A 17,683-nucleotide genomic window follows, 5' to 3' on the forward strand; every position below is an offset into this window, starting at 1 on the left:
TGTTGGAATGACAGACGGTTTTTTTGACCATTCGGACCAGTTGATTCAGGTCACTCGTTGTAGATAAAACAAAATATTGCCACTAAAAAGGCTTGTTTTCTATTTTTATGCGAATAATCTTGTAATTCCAACAACAAAACGACGGCGGCGCTGTTCCATGACTCTTCGAATCGCAATCAATGGTTTTGGCCGCATCGGCCGTAATGTCCTACGCGCACTGTATACCCAAGGCTATCGTCAGGATTTGCAGATCGTCGCCATCAACGATCTGGGCGACAGCTCGATCAACGCGCACCTGCTCAAATACGACACTGTTCATGGCACGTTCGACGCCGAAGTGGCGCACGACAACGAGAGCCTGACCGTCAACGGCGACCGCATTGCGGTCAGCGCCATTCGCAACCCGGCCGAACTGCCGTGGGCTGCGGAAAAGATTGATGTGGTATTCGAATGCACCGGTCTGTTCACCGACCGTGCCAAAGCCGCTGCGCATATTACTGCCGGCGCACGCAAAGTGATCATCTCGGCCCCGGCCAAAGGCGCCGATGCCACTGTTGTTTATGGTGTCAACCACGACATTCTGCGCCAGTCGCACCAGATCATCTCCAACGCCTCGTGCACCACCAACTGCCTGGCGCCAGTGGCGCAGGTGCTGCACCGTGAGCTGGGGATCGAAAGCGGTTTGATGACCACCATTCATGCTTACACCAACGACCAGAACCTGACGGACGTCTACCACACTGACCCGTACCGCGCGCGTTCGGCCACACAGAACATGATCCCGAGCAAGACCGGCGCCGCTGAAGCGGTAGGCCTGGTGCTGCCGGAACTGGCGGGCAAACTGACCGGCATGGCCGTGCGGGTGCCGGTGATCAACGTGTCGCTGGTGGACCTGACCGTTCAACTGAAGAAAGAAGCTACTGCCGAAGAAGTGAACGCTCTGTTGAAAGCGGCCAGTCAGCATTCGAAAATTCTGGGTTACAACACGTTGCCGCTGGTTTCCAGCGACTTCAACCACAACCCGCTGTCGTCGATCTTCGACGCCAACCACACCAAAGCCAGCGGCAAACTGCTGAAGGTACTGGCCTGGTACGACAACGAGTGGGGCTTCTCGAATCGCATGCTGGATAACTGCCTGGCGCTGTGCAACGCCGAATAATCCCCCGCCCCTGATTCCTGTGGGAGCTGGCTTGCCAGCGATGAGGTCGGCACATCCAATATGGATATCCGCTGACCCACCGCCATCGCTGGCAAGCCAGCTCCCACAAGGTCAATTATTCCAATTTGAAATCAGTACTTGACCATTCAGCTAGATGATAAGCATTATCATTCGCTCAAAATGGATCAGGTCCTCCCGTGAGTCAATCGCGCTTCAACCACGTCTTCCTCACCCAGCGCACTTCACTGCTACGTACGCTGGAACGGATGGTCAACAACCACAGCACCGCTGAAGACCTGTTGCAGGAAACCTACCTGCGCGTGACGCGGGCGCTGAGCGAGCGGGCCATCGATCATCTCGAACCCTTTGTCTTCCAGACTGCACGCAACCTGGCGCTGGATCATCTGCGTGCGCGCAAGATTCATTCGCGGACCATGGTCGATGACGTGCCGCAGGACGTCGTGCACAGCATCGCCGCCCCTGCCAGCAGCGCCGAAGACGCCGCCCACGCCGAACAATTGCTGGAGCGCTTGAACGTGAGCCTCAGTGAACTCAGCCCGCGTCAGCAGCAGATATTCATCCTCAGCCGCCTGCACGGGCACAGCTATCAGGAAATCGCCGACGAACTGAATGTGTCGCTCAGTACGGTGCAGAAAGAACTCAAGCTGATCATGTCGATCTGCATCGGTGTCGCCGAACGCTTGAATGGCGACTGAGGCTGTAGGGCTTTTCTGTAAGTATCAGGATCGACTGCACTGATCATCGGGCTTTGTTACCCTTGCCCGACTTTTACGCTTCACTTGAAAAAACAGCCGTGCACAGACACTGCCGAGGAAACACCGTGACGGACACCCACCGCTCGCCTTCGCCGGCATCGGCGCAGGACGCTGCAAACGCAATGGACCAGGCACTCGACTGGCTCATCGTGCTCGGCAGCCCGGACGAGGAGCAGACCCGGCAATTCCATGCCTGGCTGGCGGCTGATCCGTTGAACGCCCAGGCTTTCGCCAAGGCGCAGGCGATCTGGGAAGGTCCGCAAATCGCCCAGTGTGCGCAGAAGCTGGCGACGGCACCTGCGAAAGTCACCGTGCTCAAACGTCTGCGGCCACACTGGAAACCGCTGGCCACCGCCGCCGTGCTGATTCTCGGTCTGTTCAGTTTCAGCAACCTGCCGATGCGCATTCAGGCCGATCACCTGACCGTGGTCGGCGAGCGGCAGCGCCTGCAACTGGAGGACGGCTCGAAAGTCCTGCTCAATACCAATTCGGCCTTCTCCAGCACCATCAACGAGCAACAGCGCGTCGCACGGCTGTATCAGGGCGAAGCGTTTTTCGAGGTTGCGGCCAATCGCAATCAGCCGCTGGAAATCGATGCCGGCCCGGTCAGGGCCAGCGTGCGCGACACCGCGTTCGCCGTGCGCTATCTGGACGGCGTGGCGCAGGTCAACGTGCAGCGCGGCGATGTCGATTTGCGCGCCACCCATAACGATGCGCGGGTGCGCTTGAGTGCTGGCGAAAGCATCCGCATCGGCCCGAACGGTTTCGACCGCCCGGCCAAACTCGACGCGAACACTGACCTTGCCTGGGTGCAGGGCCGACTGGTGTTCGAAAACTGCCCGTTGAATCAAGTCCTGGCCGAACTGCGCCGCTACTACCCGGGCTGGATTATCAACACCAACGAGCAGTTGGCCGATGTCGCCGTGACCGGCAATTACCGCCTCGATCAACCGCTCGACGTGGTGCGCTCCCTCGCCCACATCACCTCGGCGCGCCTGCAGGAATTCCCCGCGCTGGTGATCTTGAACTAAATGAGAATTATTTTTACTCGATAGCCGATTGCCGTTCGTCTCGTTATAGCCAATGCAATTGATTCGCATCCTCGGACGCGGATCAGCACCTATAAAGATTCGTGCGACACGGAGCGCTATCGATGTCCTCACGCCTTACCCGCCAGACTTCTTCCCCATCCCGCGTATTGTCGCTGCTGACCGCTGCCATCCTGATGGCCGGTACCGCACCGCTGATGGCTGCCACCGAGCAACCGGCGCGCAACATGGGCGATTACTCGTTCTCGATTGGCCAGCAACCGCTGGTGTCGGCCCTCAATGCCTTCACCTCCGTAACGGGCTGGCAGGTCGGTTTGCCGGCGGAGCTGGGTCAGGGCGTATCGTCGCCGGGCGTGCGCGGTTCGCTGTCACCGGAAAAAGCCCTCGAGCGCCTGTTGGTGGGGACCAACCTGAGCTTCCGCAAGCTGAGCGACAACAACGTCGTGCTGGAAAAACGCAGCACCGGCGGCGCCCTCAATCTGGATCAGGTGACCATCAGCGCCACTCGCCAGGAACAGTCGGTGAACAGCGTGCCGAGCACCGTAACCGTGCACACCCGCGACGAACTGGACCGCAACAACGTCAACACCATCAAGGATCTGGTGCGCTATGAGCCGGGCGTTTCCGTCGGCGGCGCCGGCACACGCGGCGGCATCAGCGGTTACAACATCCGTGGCATCGACGGCGACCGCATCCTCACGCAGGTGGACGGCGTCGAAATACCGGACGGTTTCTTCAACGGTCCCTACGCCAAGACCCAGCGCAATTACGTCGATCCGGAAATCGTCAAACGCGTGGAAATCCTCCGTGGCCCGGCCTCGGTGCTGTACGGCAGCAACGCCATCGGTGGCGCTGTCAGCTATTACACTCTCGATGCCGACGACATCATCAAACCCGGCAAAGACCTCGGCGCCCGCCTGAAAACCGGTTACAGCTCGGCCGATGACAGCTGGCTGAAGTCCGCCACCGTGGCCGGCCGCGCCGAGCAGTTCGACGGCTTGCTGCACTACAGCCAGCGCGACGGTCACGAAACCGACTCCTACGGCAGCAACAACGGCACTGGCCTTGAACGCACCGCCGCCAACCCGGAAGACGTCAGGGCGACCAACGTACTGGCCAAGATCGGCTGGAACTACAACGAAGATTCGCGCCTGGGCCTGACCTACGAAAAGTACAAGGATGATCGCGACACCGATCAGAAAAGCGCCTACGGCGGCCCGTTCTTCAATGGCGCGCCGACCATTCCGGACAGCATGTTGCCCGGTGGCATGTACCAATGGCGCACCGGTAACGACACCATCACCCGTGAGCGTTTCGGCATCGAGCACCGCTTCGCCCTCGACAGTTTGCTGGTCGACAACGTGAAGTGGAGCCTCAACCACCAGATCGCCAAGACCGACCAGAGCACCGAAGAGTTTTACTACCCGATGACCCGTAAAGTGCTGCGCACCCGCGACACGATTTACGAGGAAAAACAGTGGGTGTTCGATGCGCAACTGGACAAGGCGTTTGCCATCGGTGAAACCGATCACGTGCTCACCTACGGCACCACCATCAAGCAACAGAAAGTCACCGGCTCGCGCAGCGGCGACGGCACGTGCCTGGCGGTCGGTCGTGGCTGCACCGCGATTGGCGCGACCAGTGCGGCAGACGTGTTGAAAAAGGCCACCGACTTCCCGGACCCGACCATCAACACCTATAGCGTCTTCGCTCAGGATCAGATCACTTGGAACGACTGGACCTTCCTGCCGGGCCTGCGCTACGACTACACCCAGCTCAAGCCGCACATCACTCAGGAGTTCCTCAACACCGTGGCGGCGGATGGCCAGGGCACGGTCAGCGACAAGAACAAGACCTGGCATAAAGTCTCGCCGAAATTCGGTCTGACCTACGCCCTGACCGAGAACTACACCTGGTACGGTCAGTACGCCGAAGGCTTCCGCACACCGACCGCGAAAGCGCTGTACGGCCGCTTCGAGAACAGCACCACCGGCTACAGCGTGACGCCGAACCCGGACCTGGATCCGGAAAAGAGCAAAAGCTATGAAACCGGCCTGCGCGGCAACTTCGAGCAAGGTTCGTTCGACGTAGCGGTGTTCTATAACAAGTACCGCGATTTCATCAACGAAGACGCCGTGACCCCGGGCCGCAACGAACTGACCTTCCAGTCGGCCAACATCAAGCACGCCACCATCAAGGGTGCCGAAGTCAAAGGCCGTCTGAATCTGGATACGTTTGGCGCCCCACAAGGTCTCTACACCCAGGGTTCGATTGCCTACGCCTACGGTCGCAACAACGACAACGGCGAGCCACTCAACAGCGTCAATCCGCTGACCGGCGTGTTCGGCCTGGGTTACGACCAGGACAACTACGGTGGCCTGCTGAGCTGGACCGTGGTGAAGAAAAAGGATCGTGTCGACGACAGCAACTTCAAGTCGCCGGACGGCGTCAGCAGCCAGTTCAAGACGCCGGGCTTCGGCATTCTTGATCTGGCCGGGTTCTATAAAGTCACCGACGACGTCACCGTCAGCGGCGGCATTTACAACCTGACCGACAAGAAATACTGGCTGTGGGATGACGTGCGCGGTTACGACAGCGTCGGCGAAGCCTCGGTCACGCAACCGGCCAACCTAGATCGCCTGACACAACCGGGCCGCAACTTCGCGATCAATCTGATCTGGGACATCTGATCCCGTCGACCTCACTGCGCGTGTTCAGCCACCGCGCAGTGAGGTTTTTTTACGCTCACGCGTCTTCTTGTTCGTCTCGTTATCAAGCGCCTCTTTTATCAAGGACACCTCATGACCACTTCGGAAAAAGCCCTGCGTTCACAACGCCTGAACCAGATCACCCACGAGCCGCACAGCAAACTCGACGCCCTGGTCAAAGCTCACGCGCCGTTCGAGACCCGCGCCAACTTCGCCCGTTTCGTCGTGGCGCAATACCTGTTCCAGTCGGAACTGGTCGACCTGTACAACGATGCCGAACTGACGGCGATCGTCCCTGACCTGCCGGCGCGCTGCCGCGCTGAAGCGGCCAAGGCTGACCTGGCGGATCTGCACGCCGAAGTCCCGGCGCCGGTGGCCGGTGCGGTGAAGAACCCGAGCAAGGCCCGGGCATTGGGCTGGATCTTCGTCTCCGAAGGTTCGAAGCTGGGTGCGGCGTTCCTGATCAAACGCGCCGTGGCGCTGGAGCTGAGCGAAACCTTTGGCGCCCGTCATTTGGGTGAGCCGGAAGGTGGCCGCGCCGAAGGCTGGAAACGCTTCGTCAAAACCCTCGACGCGCTGGAGTTCAGTGCCGAGGAAGAAGCCGAAGTGGAGCAAGGCGCGATTGACGCGTTCAACCGCTTCACGGTGTTGCTGGAACAGGCGTACGCCACCGAAGCCGAACCTGCCTGATCCCGGCACAACACAAAACCCTGTGGGAGCTGGCTTGCCAGCGATGGCGGCGCGTCAAACAACATCTATGTCGACTGACCGGACGCTATCGCTGGCAAGCCAGCTCCCACAGGGATCTCCACAAGTCTGTAAGATCCCCATCTCGCCTCACTGCAATTCCGAGCCCATGCCGCAACCCGCCTCCTCAAAACTCGCCCGCCTGCTGTTCGGCCTGCTTGCATACGTCAGCCTCGGCATTGGCCTGATCGCCATTGTCGTGCCCGGCCTGCCGACCACCGAGTTCATCCTTCTCGCCGCCTGGGCCGCGACCCGCAGTTCGCCGCGCCTGAGTGCCTGGCTGGAAAACCATCGCTTGTTCGGGCCGATCCTCAGTAACTGGCGCAACGGCAAGATCATCGCGCGCAAGGCCAAGGTGAGCGCCACGGTGAGTATGCTGCTGTGCGCGACGCTGATGCTGGTGATGCTCGATCACGGCTGGCCGGTGTATCTGGCGATTGCCGGGATGAGCATGGGCAACCTGTGGATCTGGTCGCGACCGGAAAGCATTTCCCTCTGAATCGATGGAGCCCTCTGTGGCGAGGGAGCTTGCTCCCGCTGGAGTGCGAAGCGCTCCCCTGCATTCGTTCTGATTCACCGCGTTTACTGGTTTTGCGACGGCTTCGCCGCCGAGCGGGAGCAAGCTCCCTCGCCACAAAAGCCTTACTTCTGCAGAAATGGCCGTGTTCATCCCAATGAAACTTCCCTGTAATTAATCGCCTTTTCAGCACAATTTCCTGCGCAAACGTTTAGCGCTGACCGTTCGTCGGCATCCCGCTCATGCGCCCTCGCCTCACGCCGATGAGCATTGCATGGCGCTGAATGGATTTGGCGAACCGGGTAACTCCAAACCCCGTGGCCACCGGTTTATTCATTCACGAGATCGCCCCATGTTCGACTCTCTTTCCATTCGCCTGAAAATCGTTCTGCTCTCCGGTCTGTGCCTGCTCGGCGTGGTTGCGCTGATCGTCGGCATGAACATTTACCAGACCAACCAGAACGACGAACTGGTCAGCAACTCCAGCAGCCAGATGCTCACCACCAGTGTGCAGAACCTGCTGCAGGCCAAAGCCGCCGAACAGGCGGTGCGAGTGCAGAAGACTTTTGGCGAGAGCCTGACGGTGATCACCGCGCTGGCTGACCAGATCAAGGACATGCGGGTGATGGCGGCCAAGCGTTCGCTGGAGGCCGGCGCCCTGCGCGAAGAGTTGAACCTGAGCCTGAAAACCGCCTTCGAGCGCAACGACAAAGTGCTCGGCATCTGGCTCGCCTTCGAACCCAATGGTCTTGACGGCAAGGACAGCGAGTTCGTCAACGACGCCGCACGCCAGTCCAACGAAGCCGGGCGCTTCGCCACGTACTGGAGCCGTGCCGCCGGCTCGGCGCTGAACACGATCATGGTCGAAGAAGACATGACCAAGACCACCCTCAGCCTCAGCGGTACGCCTTACAACAGTTGGTACACCTGCCCTCGCGACAACAAGCGCACCTGCTTGCTCGATCCGTATGCCGACACCGTCGGCACCAAGGAAATGCTCATGACGACCATTTCCGTGCCCTTGATCGTCGACGGCAAAGCCATCGGCGTGGTCGGTGTCGACATTGCCCTCGATGCCCTGCAAGCGGCGGCGGTGGACTCGCAGCGCAACCTGTTCAACAACGCCGGGCACATGCTCATCGTTTCCGGCAGCGGCGTGCTGGCTGCCGACAGTTCCGACGCCGCCAAAGTCGGCAAGAAAATCAGCGACACCCTCGCGGCCGATGGCAAGGATGTGCTGCAACTGCTCAGCACTGGCACGCCGAAGATTCTCGAACAGGGCGATCTGATCCGGGCGGTGTATCCGGTCGATCCGATTGGCAATTCACGTGCCTGGGGCGTGGTCATCGATCTGCCGAAACAGGTGCTGCTGGCTGACTCGGTCAAGCTGCAAGCGGTGCTCGACGATGCTCAGGAAACCGGCGTGATCACTGCATTGGCAGTGGCTGTGGTTGCCGGTCTGATTGGCTTGCTGCTGATCTGGCTGACCGCTTCCGGCGTCACCCGACCGATCAACAGCGTCGCCGAGATGCTGAAGAACATCGCCAGCGGTGAAGGCGATCTGACCCAACGTTTGAACTACGGCAAGCAAGATGAACTGGGCGAACTGGTGAACTGGTTCAACCGCTTCCTCGACAAGCTGCAACCGACCATCGCGCAGATCAAACAGAGCATCACCGAAGCACGCGGCACCGCCGATCAGTCTTCGGAAATTGCCCGTCAGACCAGCGAAGGCATGCAAGTGCAGTTCCGCGAGATCGACCAGGTCGCCACCGCGTCCAACGAAATGAGCGCCACCGCCCACGACGTCGCCAACAGCGCCTCGAGCGCCGCCAACGCAGCGAAAGGTGCCGACCAATCGGCCAAGGACGGTATGTCGATCATTGAGCGCAGCACCCGCGACATCAATCAATTGGCCGAGGAAGTCAGCAAAGCCGTGACCGAAGTCGAAGCGCTGGCGGTCAACAGCGAGCAGATCGGTTCGGTGCTGGAGGTGATCCGCAGCATCGCCGAACAGACCAACCTGCTGGCGCTCAACGCGGCCATCGAAGCGGCGCGTGCCGGTGAGAGCGGTCGCGGTTTCGCCGTGGTTGCCGACGAAGTGCGCAACCTGGCCAAGCGCACGCAGGATTCGGTGGAGGAAATCCGCGTGGTCATCGAGCGCATTCAGACCGGTACCCGTGGCGTGGTCGCGACCATGCATTCGAGCCAGACTCAGGCCCACAACAACGCCGGACAGATCCGTCAGGCCGTGGACGCACTGGGCAAGATCAGCGACGCGGTGACCGTGATCAGCGACATGAACCTGCAAATCGCCAGCGCCGCCGAGCAGCAGAGCGCAGTGGCCGAAGAGGTCAATCGCAACGTTTCGGCGATTCGTACCGTGACTGAAACCCTGACTGAACAGGCGACCGAATCGGCAGCGATCAGCAGCCAGCTCAATGCCCTGGCCAGTCAGCAGATGAAGCTCATGGACCAGTTCCGCGTGTAACCAGCGACCGAAAAATCACCACAAATCACTGTGGGAGCTGGCTTGCCAGCGATGGCGGCAGATCAGTCGATAGATTGTTGACTGACACACCGCTATCGCTGGCAAGCCAGCTCCCACAGGGTCAAGTGGCAACTCTGGAATCGGGGGTTTCATCTAACCCATCGATTTTTTGCACTATCATCGCCCTCTCGTTCCGGAGGGCTTTCGATGACTGATCTGCTCACGTCCATTCAAGCCGCACTCGGCTTGCCGCACACGTCGATTCCGTTCACCGCCAGCGGCGCCCTGCCCTCGGCGTTTGCCGTCACCGATCTGGCCTGCTCCAGCATCGCGGCTGCCGGGCAAGCCATCAGCGAACTGTTGCATCAGCACACCGGTCACCTGCCCGAAGTTGAAGTCGATCGACGTCTGGCTTCGTTCTGGTTCGCCACCTCGATCCGCCCGCTCGGCTGGCAAGTGCCGCCGCTGTGGGATCCGGTTGCCGGCGACTACGCGACGCAGGACGGCTGGATCCGTCTGCACACCAACGCCCCGCATCACCGCGCTGCCGCCGAAAGCGTACTCGGCGTCTGTGCCGACCGCGCGGCGATGGCAGCCAAAGTTGCGCAATGGGCCAGCAAGGATCTCGAGCAAGCGGTGGTCGAGGCCAAGGGCTGTGCCGCCGAGATGCGCAGTTGGGGGCAGTGGCAACAACATCCGCAGGGGTTGGCGGTGAATGCCGAGCCACTGGTGCAGTTCACGCATGAGCAGGACGAAAACTCCAAAACCTGGCAAGGCTCGGTGGCGCAACCGCTGGCGGCAATCAAGGTACTCGATCTGACCCGCGTGCTCGCCGGCCCGACCGCCAGCCGCTTTCTTGCCGGCCTCGGCGCCAATGTGTTGCGCATCGATCCGCCGACCTGGAACGAACCGGGTGTGGTCCCGGAAGTCACCCTCGGCAAACGTTGTGCGCGACTGGATCTGCACGATCCGGCTGATCGCAGCGTGTTCGAACATCTACTCAAAGACGCTGACATTCTGCTCCACGGCTACCGTGCCGATGCCCTGGAGCAGCTCGGTTTCGGTGCCGAGCGCCGTCGGCAACTGGCGCCGGGGCTGATCGATGTCTGTCTCAACGCCTACGGCTGGAGCGGCCCGTGGCAGAACCGTCGCGGCTTCGACAGCCTGGTGCAGATGAGCAGCGGCATCGCCGACGCCGGGCAGCGCTGGAGGCAGGCGGACAAACCGACGCCGCTGCCGGTGCAGGCGCTGGATCATGCGACCGGGTATTTGATGGCAGCGAGTGCGATCACGTTGCTGACCGAGCGTTTGCGCAGTGGACGCGGCGGTTCGGCGCGGTTGTCGCTGGCGCGTACGGCGAAGCTGTTGATTGAGCATGGGCCGGGGACTGATGAGGCGTTGCGGGCCGAGGATGAGCGGGATCAGGATTCACTTCTGGAGCAAACCCCGTGGGGCCCGGCGCACCGGTTGCAAGCGCCGCTGACGATCAGCGGGACGCCGGTGCAATGGGCGTTACCGGCCACAGAGTTGGGTTCACACCGACCACAGTGGTAGTGACTGCTCGGGCCCCATCGCTGGCAAGCCAGCTCCCACAGTGTCCGTGTCGCCCTCGTAATCTGTGAGCGCCCGGAAACCTGTGGGAGCTGGCTTGCCAGCGATGAGGCCGGTATTGCCGGCACACACTTCGGATCAGTCAGCCCGGCTCAATGACGTCCACAACAGCTGCGCCGCATACCCTCGATAAGGCCGCCAGGCCTCTGCACGAACGGCCAGTTCCCGCGCTGTCGGCCGCTGCCCTTCCAGCACTTCCAGCGCCCGCAACAACCCGACATCGCCATGGGGAAACCCATCCATATCGCGCAACTGCCGCAGCGCAATGTACTGCGCCGTCCAATCACCAATGCCGTGCAGCGCCAACAATCGCACCACCCCGCCCTGGCGATTCGGCTCAAATAACGACGGATCCTCCAGCAACGCCTGCGCCACGCCCGACAGTGTGCGCCCACGACTTTTCGGCATGCCCAACGCCGCTAGATCCGCCGCCGCCAAAACATCTGCCTGAGGAAAAACGTGGGTCAAACCGGGAGTTGTTGAACGCAGCGGCGCGCCATACTGCGCAACCAGTTTCCCCGCCAGCCGAATCGCCGCCACCACGGTAATCTGCTGCCCGAGCACCGCGCGAAACGCCAGTTCCAGACCGTCCCATGCGCCGGGAATCCGCAACCCCGGGCGCTCGGCGAGCAATCGTGCCAGCAATGGATCTTGCGCCAGATGCCGTTGCATCAGCGGCAAATCAGCATCCAGATCAAACATCCGCCGCAACCGCGCAACGATCTCCGGCAGTGCCGTTGGATCTGGAAAATCCAGCGTCACCTCCAGCGCATCAGCGGTGCCGGGGCCGACCGAAACCGTACCGTGAACGCCGTGCAAACCGATGCTGCGCGAGTACACATCGTCGACCACGGTCTCCATCCCGACCACCGCCCGCGCCGCGAGAAACCCCAACATTGCCTGCCAGTCATAGGGTGGCTGGTACTCAAGCGACAACCTCACAATGACAACACCCCGCTGTACAAACCATACGCCGCCAGCCCGGCGCCAATGATCACGCAGGTAAAAATGCCTTTCTCGACCGTGGTGAACAGCGTCTCGCCCTGCTCATGTTTGGCCTTGGCAAACAGAATCACTCCCGGCGCATACAGCAGCGCCGACAACAGCAAATACTTGACCCCGCCGGCATACAACAACCACACCGCATAACACAGGGCGATGCCGCCGATCAGCAGATCCTTGGTGCGTTCGGCCGAGGCGTGTTCGTAGGTTTCACCGCGCCCGCTCAACAGCACTGCGTACGCCGCCGACCACAGATACGGCACCAGAATCATCGACGAGGCCAGATAAATCAGGCTGGTGTATGTACCGGCCGAGAACAGCGTGATCAGCAGGAAGATCTGGATCATCACGTTGGTCAGCCACAGCGCATTGACCGGCACATGGTTGGCGTTTTCCTTTTTCAGGAACGCCGGCATGGTCTTGTCCTTCGCCGTGGCGAAGAGAATTTCCGCGCAGAGCAACGCCCACGACAACAATGCGCCGAGCAAGGAAATGGCCAGGCCGATGCTGATCAGCAACGCGCCCCACGGCCCGACAATATGCTCCAGCACCGCCGCCAGCGACGGGTTCTGCAGGGTGGCCAGTTCCGGCTGGCTCATGATCCCCAGCGACAGCACATTGACCAGCACCAGCAACGCCAGCACACCGATAAAACCGATCACAGTGGCGCGGCCAACGTCGCTGCGTTTCTCCGCCCGCGCCGAGTACACGCTGGCGCCTTCGATGCCGATGAACACAAACACGGTGACCAGCATCATATTGCGCACCTGATCCATCACCCCGCCGAAACTCGGGTTGCTGTGACCCCAGATGTCGCGGGTGAAGATGTCAGCCTTGAACGCCACGGCGGCGATGACGATGAACATGATCAACGGCACGATCTTCGCCACCGTGGTCACTTGATTGATGAACGCTGCCTCCTTGATCCCGCGCATCACCAGAAAATGCACGGCCCACAGCAGCACCGAAGCGCAACCGATGGCGATCGGCGTATTGCCTTGGCCGAACACCGGAAAAAAGTAGCCAAGGGTGCTGAACAACAGAACGAAATAGCCGACGTTGCCCAGCCACGCGCTGATCCAGTAACCCCACGCCGACGAAAATCCCATGTAGTCGCCGAACCCGGCCTTGGCGTAGGCGTAGACACCTGAGTCCAGCTCCGGCTTGCGGTTGGCCAAAGTCTGAAAAACGAACGCCAGCGTCAACATGCCGATGGCGGTAATGCCCCAACCGATCAGAATCGCCCCGGCATCGGCCCGTGCCGCCATGTTCTGCGGCAACGAGAAAATCCCCCCGCCAATCATCGACCCCACCACCAGAGCGATCAATGCGCCTAATCGCAGCTTTTGCGTCGTTTGCGACATTCGAGTCTCCCTTTAAATACATGGTGAGTTGTTATTTGTAACAACTATTAACTAAACGGATAAAGCCTGACGACGTTTATCAGGTAACACCGAAAAACGCTCATTTATATATAGCCGATGACGCTAACGCCTAGCACGTTAAGAAAGTTTTGTGCGCTGATCCTAATAAATCAATTCTGTACTGAAAACAGATGCGGAAAATTTGCCAAAACCTGAAAAAGAACTAGCGTGATAATTCGAAAGTAATAATAGCCATTCCCAAAAACCTGCAACAAACCCTTCTATAACGGGCCTTGCAGACAATAGCTTTATGCCCGCATCCGAGACCTAAGTCATTCATTAACAATGGAATGTGCCTATGCACTGATCTATGTCAGTTGGTCGAACAGTCAACAGTCCTACGCTGTGAACTCTTCTCTCCTGCAATGGAGTCATGCAATGTCTGAAGCTCCCGGAAAACTACGACTAGGTGCACTGGTTGCATTGGTAGTCGGTTCAATGATCGGTGGCGGGATATTCTCTTTGCCACAAAACATGGCCGCCAGCGCCGATGTCGGTGCGGTGTTGATCGGCTGGGCCATCACCGCCGTCGGCATGCTCACCCTCGCTTTTGTCTTCCAGACCCTTGCCAACCGCAAGCCTGACCTCGACGGCGGTGTCTACGCCTACGCCAAGGCCGGTTTCGGCGATTACATGGGTTTCTCGTCCGCCTGGGGTTACTGGATCAGTGCCTGGCTGGGCAACGTCGGTTACTTCGTTCTGCTGTTCAGTACCCTCGGCTACTTCTTCCCGGTTTTCGGTGAAGGCAACACCGTTGCCGCCGTGATTGGCGCCTCTGTGCTGCTGTGGGCCGTGCACTTTCTGGTGCTGCGCGGGATCAAGGAAGCGGCGTTCATCAACCTGGTGACCACAGTTGCCAAAGTCGTGCCGTTGCTGCTGTTCGTGTTGATCGCGATTTTCGCTTTCAAACTGGACATCTTCACCGCCGACATCTGGGGCGTGAAAAACCCCGATCTGGGCAGTGTGATGAACCAGGTGCGCAACATGATGCTGGTCACCGTGTGGGTGTTCATCGGCATCGAGGGCGCGAGCATTTTCTCGGCCCGCGCCGAGAAACGTTCGGACGTCGGCAAGGCCACCGTGATCGGTTTCATCACCGTGCTGCTGTTTCTGGTGCTGGTGAACGTGCTGTCGCTGGGCATCATGACTCAGCCTGAGCTGGCGAAACTGCAGAACCCGTCGATGGCCGCCGTGCTTGAGCATGTGGTCGGTCATTGGGGCGCGGTGCTGATCAGCGTCGGTCTGATCATCTCGCTGCTGGGCGCGTTGCTGTCGTGGGTGCTGTTGTGTGCGGAGATCATGTTCGCCGCCGCCAAAGACCACACCATGCCGGAGTTCCTGCGCAAGGAAAACGCCAACCACGTACCGGTCAATGCCCTGTGGCTGACCAACGCGATGGTGCAGATTTTCCTGATCATCACCCTGTTCTCGGCGAGCACTTACCTGTCGCTGATCTACCTCGCCACCTCGATGATTCTGGTGCCGTACCTGTGGTCGGCGGCGTATGCCCTGCTGCTGGCGGTACGTGGCGAAACCTACGAAGGCTTCGCGGCCGAGCGGCGCAAGGATCTGATCATCGGCGGCATCGCCCTGATCTATGCGGTCTGGCTGCTCTACGCCGGCGGCGTCAAGTACCTGCTGCTCTCGGCCCTGCTCTATGCACCCGGCGCGATCCTGTTCGCCAAGGCCAAGCTGGAACTCAAACAAGCGGTTTTCACCAACGTCGAGAAGCTGATTTTCGCCGCGGTGGTCGTCGGTGCCCTGGTGGCAGCCTACGGTCTCTACGACGGCTTCCTGACTCTGTAATTGCCAACAGTTTTATCTCTGGAGGATCACTGCAATGACCACGGAAAAAGTTAAGTACGGCGTCCATTCCGAAGCCGGCAAACTGCGCAAAGTCATGGTTTGCTCCCCAGGTCTGGCCCACCAGCGGCTGACCCCGAACAACTGCGATGAACTGCTGTTCGATGACGTGCTCTGGGTTGCCCAGGCCAAACGCGACCACTTCGACTTCGTCACCAAGATGCGTGAACGCGGGATCGACGTGCTGGAAATGCACAATCTGCTGACCGACATCGTCGCCATCCCTGAGGCGCTGGACTGGATTCTTGAGCGCAAGGTCACCGCCGATTCGGTGGGCCTGGGCCTGATCAGCGAAGTGAAGTCCTGGCTGAAAAGTCTGGAGCCGCGACACATCGCCGAATTCCTGATTGGCGGTGTGTCCGCCGATGATCTGCCGGACAGCTTCGGTGGCAAGACCATTCAGATGTTCCGCGACTTCCTCGGCCACTCCAGCTTCATTCTGCCGCCGCTGCCGAACACCCAGTTCACCCGCGACACCACGTGCTGGATCTACGGTGGCGTGACGCTGAACCCGATGTACTGGCCGGCGCGCCGTCAGGAAACCCTGTTGGCGACTGCCATCTACAAATTCCACCCACAATTCACCAACGCCGATTTCGAAATCTGGTACGGCGACCCGGACAAGGATCACGGCAGCTCCACCCTGGAAGGCGGCGACGTCATGCCGATCGGCAACGGCGTGGTGTTGATCGGTATGGGCGAGCGCTCATCCCGTCAGGCCATAGGCCAACTGGCGCTGAACCTGTTCAAGAACAAAGCCGTGGAAAAAGTCATCGTCGCCGGCCTGCCGAAATCCCGCGCCGCGATGCACCTGGACACCGTGTTCAGCTTCTGCGACCGCGACCTCGTGACGATTTTCCCTGAGGTGGTCAATCAGATCGTTGCGTTCACCCTGCGCCCTGACGAAAGCAAACAGGGCGGCATCGACATCCGCCGCGAAGAATCGAGCTTCCTCGACACCGTCGCCAAAGCCCTCAACCTGCCGAAGCTGCGCGTGGTGGAAACCGGCGGCAACAGCTTCGCCGCCGAACGCGAGCAATGGGACGACGGCAACAACGTGGTGGCCGTGGAACCGGGCGTGGTCATCGGCTACGACCGCAACACCTACACCAACACCCTGCTGCGCAAGGCGGGCGTGGAGGTCATCACCATCAGCGCCGGCGAACTCGGCCGAGGCCGTGGCGGTGGCCACTGCATGACCTGCCCGATCGTGCGCGACCCAATCGATTACTAAACCTCTGAGCCCTGATCGCACTTATCCAGTGCGGTCAGGGGGATAACCGACACCGAAGGAGATCCATCATGGCTTTTAACATGCGCAACCGCAGCTTGCTGAGCTTGATGCACCACACCACTCGCGAGCTCAACTACCTGATCGACCTTTCCCGCGACCTCAAGCGCGCCAAGTACACCGGCACCGAGCGTCCACACCTGCAAGGCAAGAACATCGCGCTGATCTTTGAAAAAACTTCGACCCGCACCCGTTGCGCCTTCGAAGTCGCCGCCCATGATCAGGGTGCTCACGTCACCTACATTGACCCTGTTTCGTCGCAGATCGGCCACAAAGAAAGCATGAAAGACACCGCCCGCGTACTGGGCCGGATGTTTGACGCCATCGAGTACCGTGGCTTCGAACAGGAAATCGTCGAAGAGCTGGCCAAGTTCGCCGGTGTGCCGGTGTTCAACGGTTTGACCGCTGAATTCCACCCGACGCAAATGATTGCCGACGTGCTGACCATGCGCGAACACAGCGACAAGCCGATGCATGACATCAGCTACGCCTACCTCGGTGACGCCCGTTACAACATGGGTAATTCGCTGCTGATGATCGGCGCCAAACTGGGCATGGACGTGCGCATTGCTGCACCGAAAGCGCTGTGGCCACACGCTGATTTCATCGCCCAGTGCAAAGAATTCGCCGAAGAAAGCGGCGCGCGCATCACCCTCACCGAAGACCCGAAAGAAGCGGTCAAAGGTGTCGACTTCATCCATACCGACATCTGGGTGTCGATGGGTGAGCCGGTGGAAGCGTGGGACGAGCGCATCGAGCAACTGCTGCCGTACCAGGTGAATACCAAGATGATGAAAGCCTCCGGCAACCCACGGGTGAAATTCATGCACTGCCTGCCAGCGTTCCACAACAGTGAAACCAAGGTCGGCAAAGACATCGCCGCGCGCTATCCGCACCTGGCCAACGGCGTCGAAGTGACGGAAGAGGTCTTCGAATCCCCGGCCAACATTGCCTTCGAGCAAGCGGAAAACCGCATGCACACCATCAAGGCCATTCTGGTGTCGGCGTTGGCGGATATCTAAAAAGCTCGCCCGCTCCCCCTGAC

13 protein-coding genes and 1 pseudogene are annotated in these 17,683 nt (G+C 60.0%); 12 read left to right on the top strand and 2 right to left on the bottom strand.

Annotated elements, in window-relative coordinates; translation table 11 throughout:
- The first annotated feature begins 157 nt into the window (after nucleotides 1-157).
- From gap to ACIOWE_RS16700, 9 genes and pseudogenes are all read left to right on the top strand, one after another.
- The gene (gap, locus tag ACIOWE_RS16660) at nucleotides 158-1,159 is read left to right on the top strand and encodes a type I glyceraldehyde-3-phosphate dehydrogenase (RefSeq protein ID WP_401393420.1); all 1,002 of its coding nucleotides are present in this window, start codon (nucleotides 158-160) and stop codon (nucleotides 1,157-1,159) included.
- 197 nt (nucleotides 1,160-1,356) lie between these two features.
- A complete protein-coding gene (locus ACIOWE_RS16665) occupies nucleotides 1,357-1,875 on the top strand; it encodes an RNA polymerase sigma factor (protein WP_401393423.1) in 519 nt (172 codons plus the stop codon).
- Nucleotides 1,876-2,000: 125 nt separating this feature from the next.
- Nucleotides 2,001-2,966 carry a FecR family protein gene (locus ACIOWE_RS16670; RefSeq protein ID WP_401393426.1) on the top strand — a complete coding sequence of 322 codons (966 nt, stop codon included), beginning with the start codon at nucleotides 2,001-2,003 and terminating at the stop codon, nucleotides 2,964-2,966.
- Nucleotides 2,967-3,088: 122 nt separating this feature from the next.
- Complete coding sequence (locus tag ACIOWE_RS16675) at nucleotides 3,089-5,674, top strand: TonB-dependent receptor (RefSeq protein ID WP_401393428.1); 2,586 nt, start codon at nucleotides 3,089-3,091, stop codon at nucleotides 5,672-5,674.
- Between the two features lie 111 nt (nucleotides 5,675-5,785).
- Nucleotides 5,786-6,382 (top strand): biliverdin-producing heme oxygenase, encoded by a 597-nt coding sequence (locus tag ACIOWE_RS16680; protein WP_401393430.1) that lies wholly within the window; start codon nucleotides 5,786-5,788, stop codon nucleotides 6,380-6,382.
- A gap of 166 nt (nucleotides 6,383-6,548) precedes the next feature.
- A complete protein-coding gene (locus tag ACIOWE_RS16685; protein WP_401393433.1) occupies nucleotides 6,549-6,938 on the top strand; it encodes a YbaN family protein in 390 nt (129 codons plus the stop codon).
- Between the two features lie 643 nt (nucleotides 6,939-7,581).
- A pseudogene (locus tag ACIOWE_RS16690) lies at nucleotides 7,582-8,589 on the top strand (HAMP domain-containing protein); the annotation flags it as partial.
- Nucleotides 8,590-8,691: 102 nt separating this feature from the next.
- Nucleotides 8,692-9,447 (top strand): methyl-accepting chemotaxis protein, encoded by a 756-nt coding sequence (locus tag ACIOWE_RS16695; RefSeq protein WP_401393482.1) that lies wholly within the window; start codon nucleotides 8,692-8,694, stop codon nucleotides 9,445-9,447.
- Nucleotides 9,448-9,654: 207 nt separating this feature from the next.
- The gene (locus ACIOWE_RS16700; RefSeq protein ID WP_401393436.1) at nucleotides 9,655-11,001 is read left to right on the top strand and encodes a CoA transferase; all 1,347 of its coding nucleotides are present in this window, start codon (nucleotides 9,655-9,657) and stop codon (nucleotides 10,999-11,001) included.
- Nucleotides 11,002-11,136: 135 nt separating this feature from the next.
- Here the strand turns inward: ACIOWE_RS16700 and ACIOWE_RS16705 are convergent, their stop codons facing one another.
- Nucleotides 11,137-12,000, bottom strand: a complete 864-nt coding sequence (locus tag ACIOWE_RS16705) for a DNA-3-methyladenine glycosylase family protein (RefSeq protein ID WP_401393439.1) — start codon at nucleotides 11,998-12,000, stop codon at nucleotides 11,137-11,139.
- Nucleotides 11,997-13,424 carry an arginine-ornithine antiporter gene (gene arcD / locus ACIOWE_RS16710; RefSeq protein ID WP_401393442.1) on the bottom strand — a complete coding sequence of 476 codons (1,428 nt, stop codon included), beginning with the start codon at nucleotides 13,422-13,424 and terminating at the stop codon, nucleotides 11,997-11,999. The genes ACIOWE_RS16705 and arcD (ACIOWE_RS16710) overlap by 4 nt, the downstream gene beginning before the upstream one ends.
- 438 nt (nucleotides 13,425-13,862) lie before the next feature.
- Here arcD (ACIOWE_RS16710) and arcD (ACIOWE_RS16715) point away from each other — a divergent pair, with 438 nt between their 5' ends.
- The 3 genes from arcD (ACIOWE_RS16715) to ACIOWE_RS16725 all read left to right on the top strand — a co-directional run bounded on the left by arcD (ACIOWE_RS16715) (nucleotide 13,863) and on the right by ACIOWE_RS16725 (nucleotide 17,660).
- Complete coding sequence (gene arcD, locus ACIOWE_RS16715; protein ID WP_401393445.1) at nucleotides 13,863-15,290, top strand: arginine-ornithine antiporter; 1,428 nt, start codon at nucleotides 13,863-13,865, stop codon at nucleotides 15,288-15,290.
- A gap of 34 nt (nucleotides 15,291-15,324) precedes the next feature.
- Nucleotides 15,325-16,581 carry an arginine deiminase gene (gene arcA, locus ACIOWE_RS16720; RefSeq protein ID WP_401393448.1) on the top strand — a complete coding sequence of 419 codons (1,257 nt, stop codon included), beginning with the start codon at nucleotides 15,325-15,327 and terminating at the stop codon, nucleotides 16,579-16,581.
- Nucleotides 16,582-16,649: 68 nt separating this feature from the next.
- Nucleotides 16,650-17,660: an ornithine carbamoyltransferase gene (locus ACIOWE_RS16725; RefSeq protein ID WP_201237068.1), complete on the top strand. Its 1,011-nt coding sequence runs from the start codon at nucleotides 16,650-16,652 to the stop codon at nucleotides 17,658-17,660.
- Nucleotides 17,661-17,683 lie beyond the last annotated feature (23 nt).

It is taken from the genome of Pseudomonas sp. NPDC087598, from assembly GCF_044743525.1.
Lineage (GTDB): Bacteria > Pseudomonadota > Gammaproteobacteria > Pseudomonadales > Pseudomonadaceae > Aquipseudomonas.

What these genes read in the sequence shown, in the direction of transcription:
- gap (WP_401393420.1), top strand. Translation starts at nt 158, where the DNA reads ATGACTCTTCGAATCGCAATCAATGGTTTTGGCCGCATCGGCCGTAAT.
- ACIOWE_RS16675 (WP_401393428.1), top strand. Translation starts at nt 3,089, where the DNA reads ATGTCCTCACGCCTTACCCGCCAGACTTCTTCCCCATCCCGCGTATTG.
- ACIOWE_RS16680 (WP_401393430.1), top strand. Translation starts at nt 5,786, where the DNA reads ATGACCACTTCGGAAAAAGCCCTGCGTTCACAACGCCTGAACCAGATC.
- ACIOWE_RS16685 (WP_401393433.1), top strand. Translation starts at nt 6,549, where the DNA reads ATGCCGCAACCCGCCTCCTCAAAACTCGCCCGCCTGCTGTTCGGCCTG.
- ACIOWE_RS16695 (WP_401393482.1), top strand. Translation starts at nt 8,692, where the DNA reads ATGCAAGTGCAGTTCCGCGAGATCGACCAGGTCGCCACCGCGTCCAAC.
- ACIOWE_RS16700 (WP_401393436.1), top strand. Translation starts at nt 9,655, where the DNA reads ATGACTGATCTGCTCACGTCCATTCAAGCCGCACTCGGCTTGCCGCAC.
- arcD (WP_401393442.1), bottom strand. Translation starts at nt 13,424, where the DNA reads ATGTCGCAAACGACGCAAAAGCTGCGATTAGGCGCATTGATCGCTCTG.
- arcD (WP_401393445.1), top strand. Translation starts at nt 13,863, where the DNA reads ATGTCTGAAGCTCCCGGAAAACTACGACTAGGTGCACTGGTTGCATTG.
- arcA (WP_401393448.1), top strand. Translation starts at nt 15,325, where the DNA reads ATGACCACGGAAAAAGTTAAGTACGGCGTCCATTCCGAAGCCGGCAAA.
- ACIOWE_RS16725 (WP_201237068.1), top strand. Translation starts at nt 16,650, where the DNA reads ATGGCTTTTAACATGCGCAACCGCAGCTTGCTGAGCTTGATGCACCAC.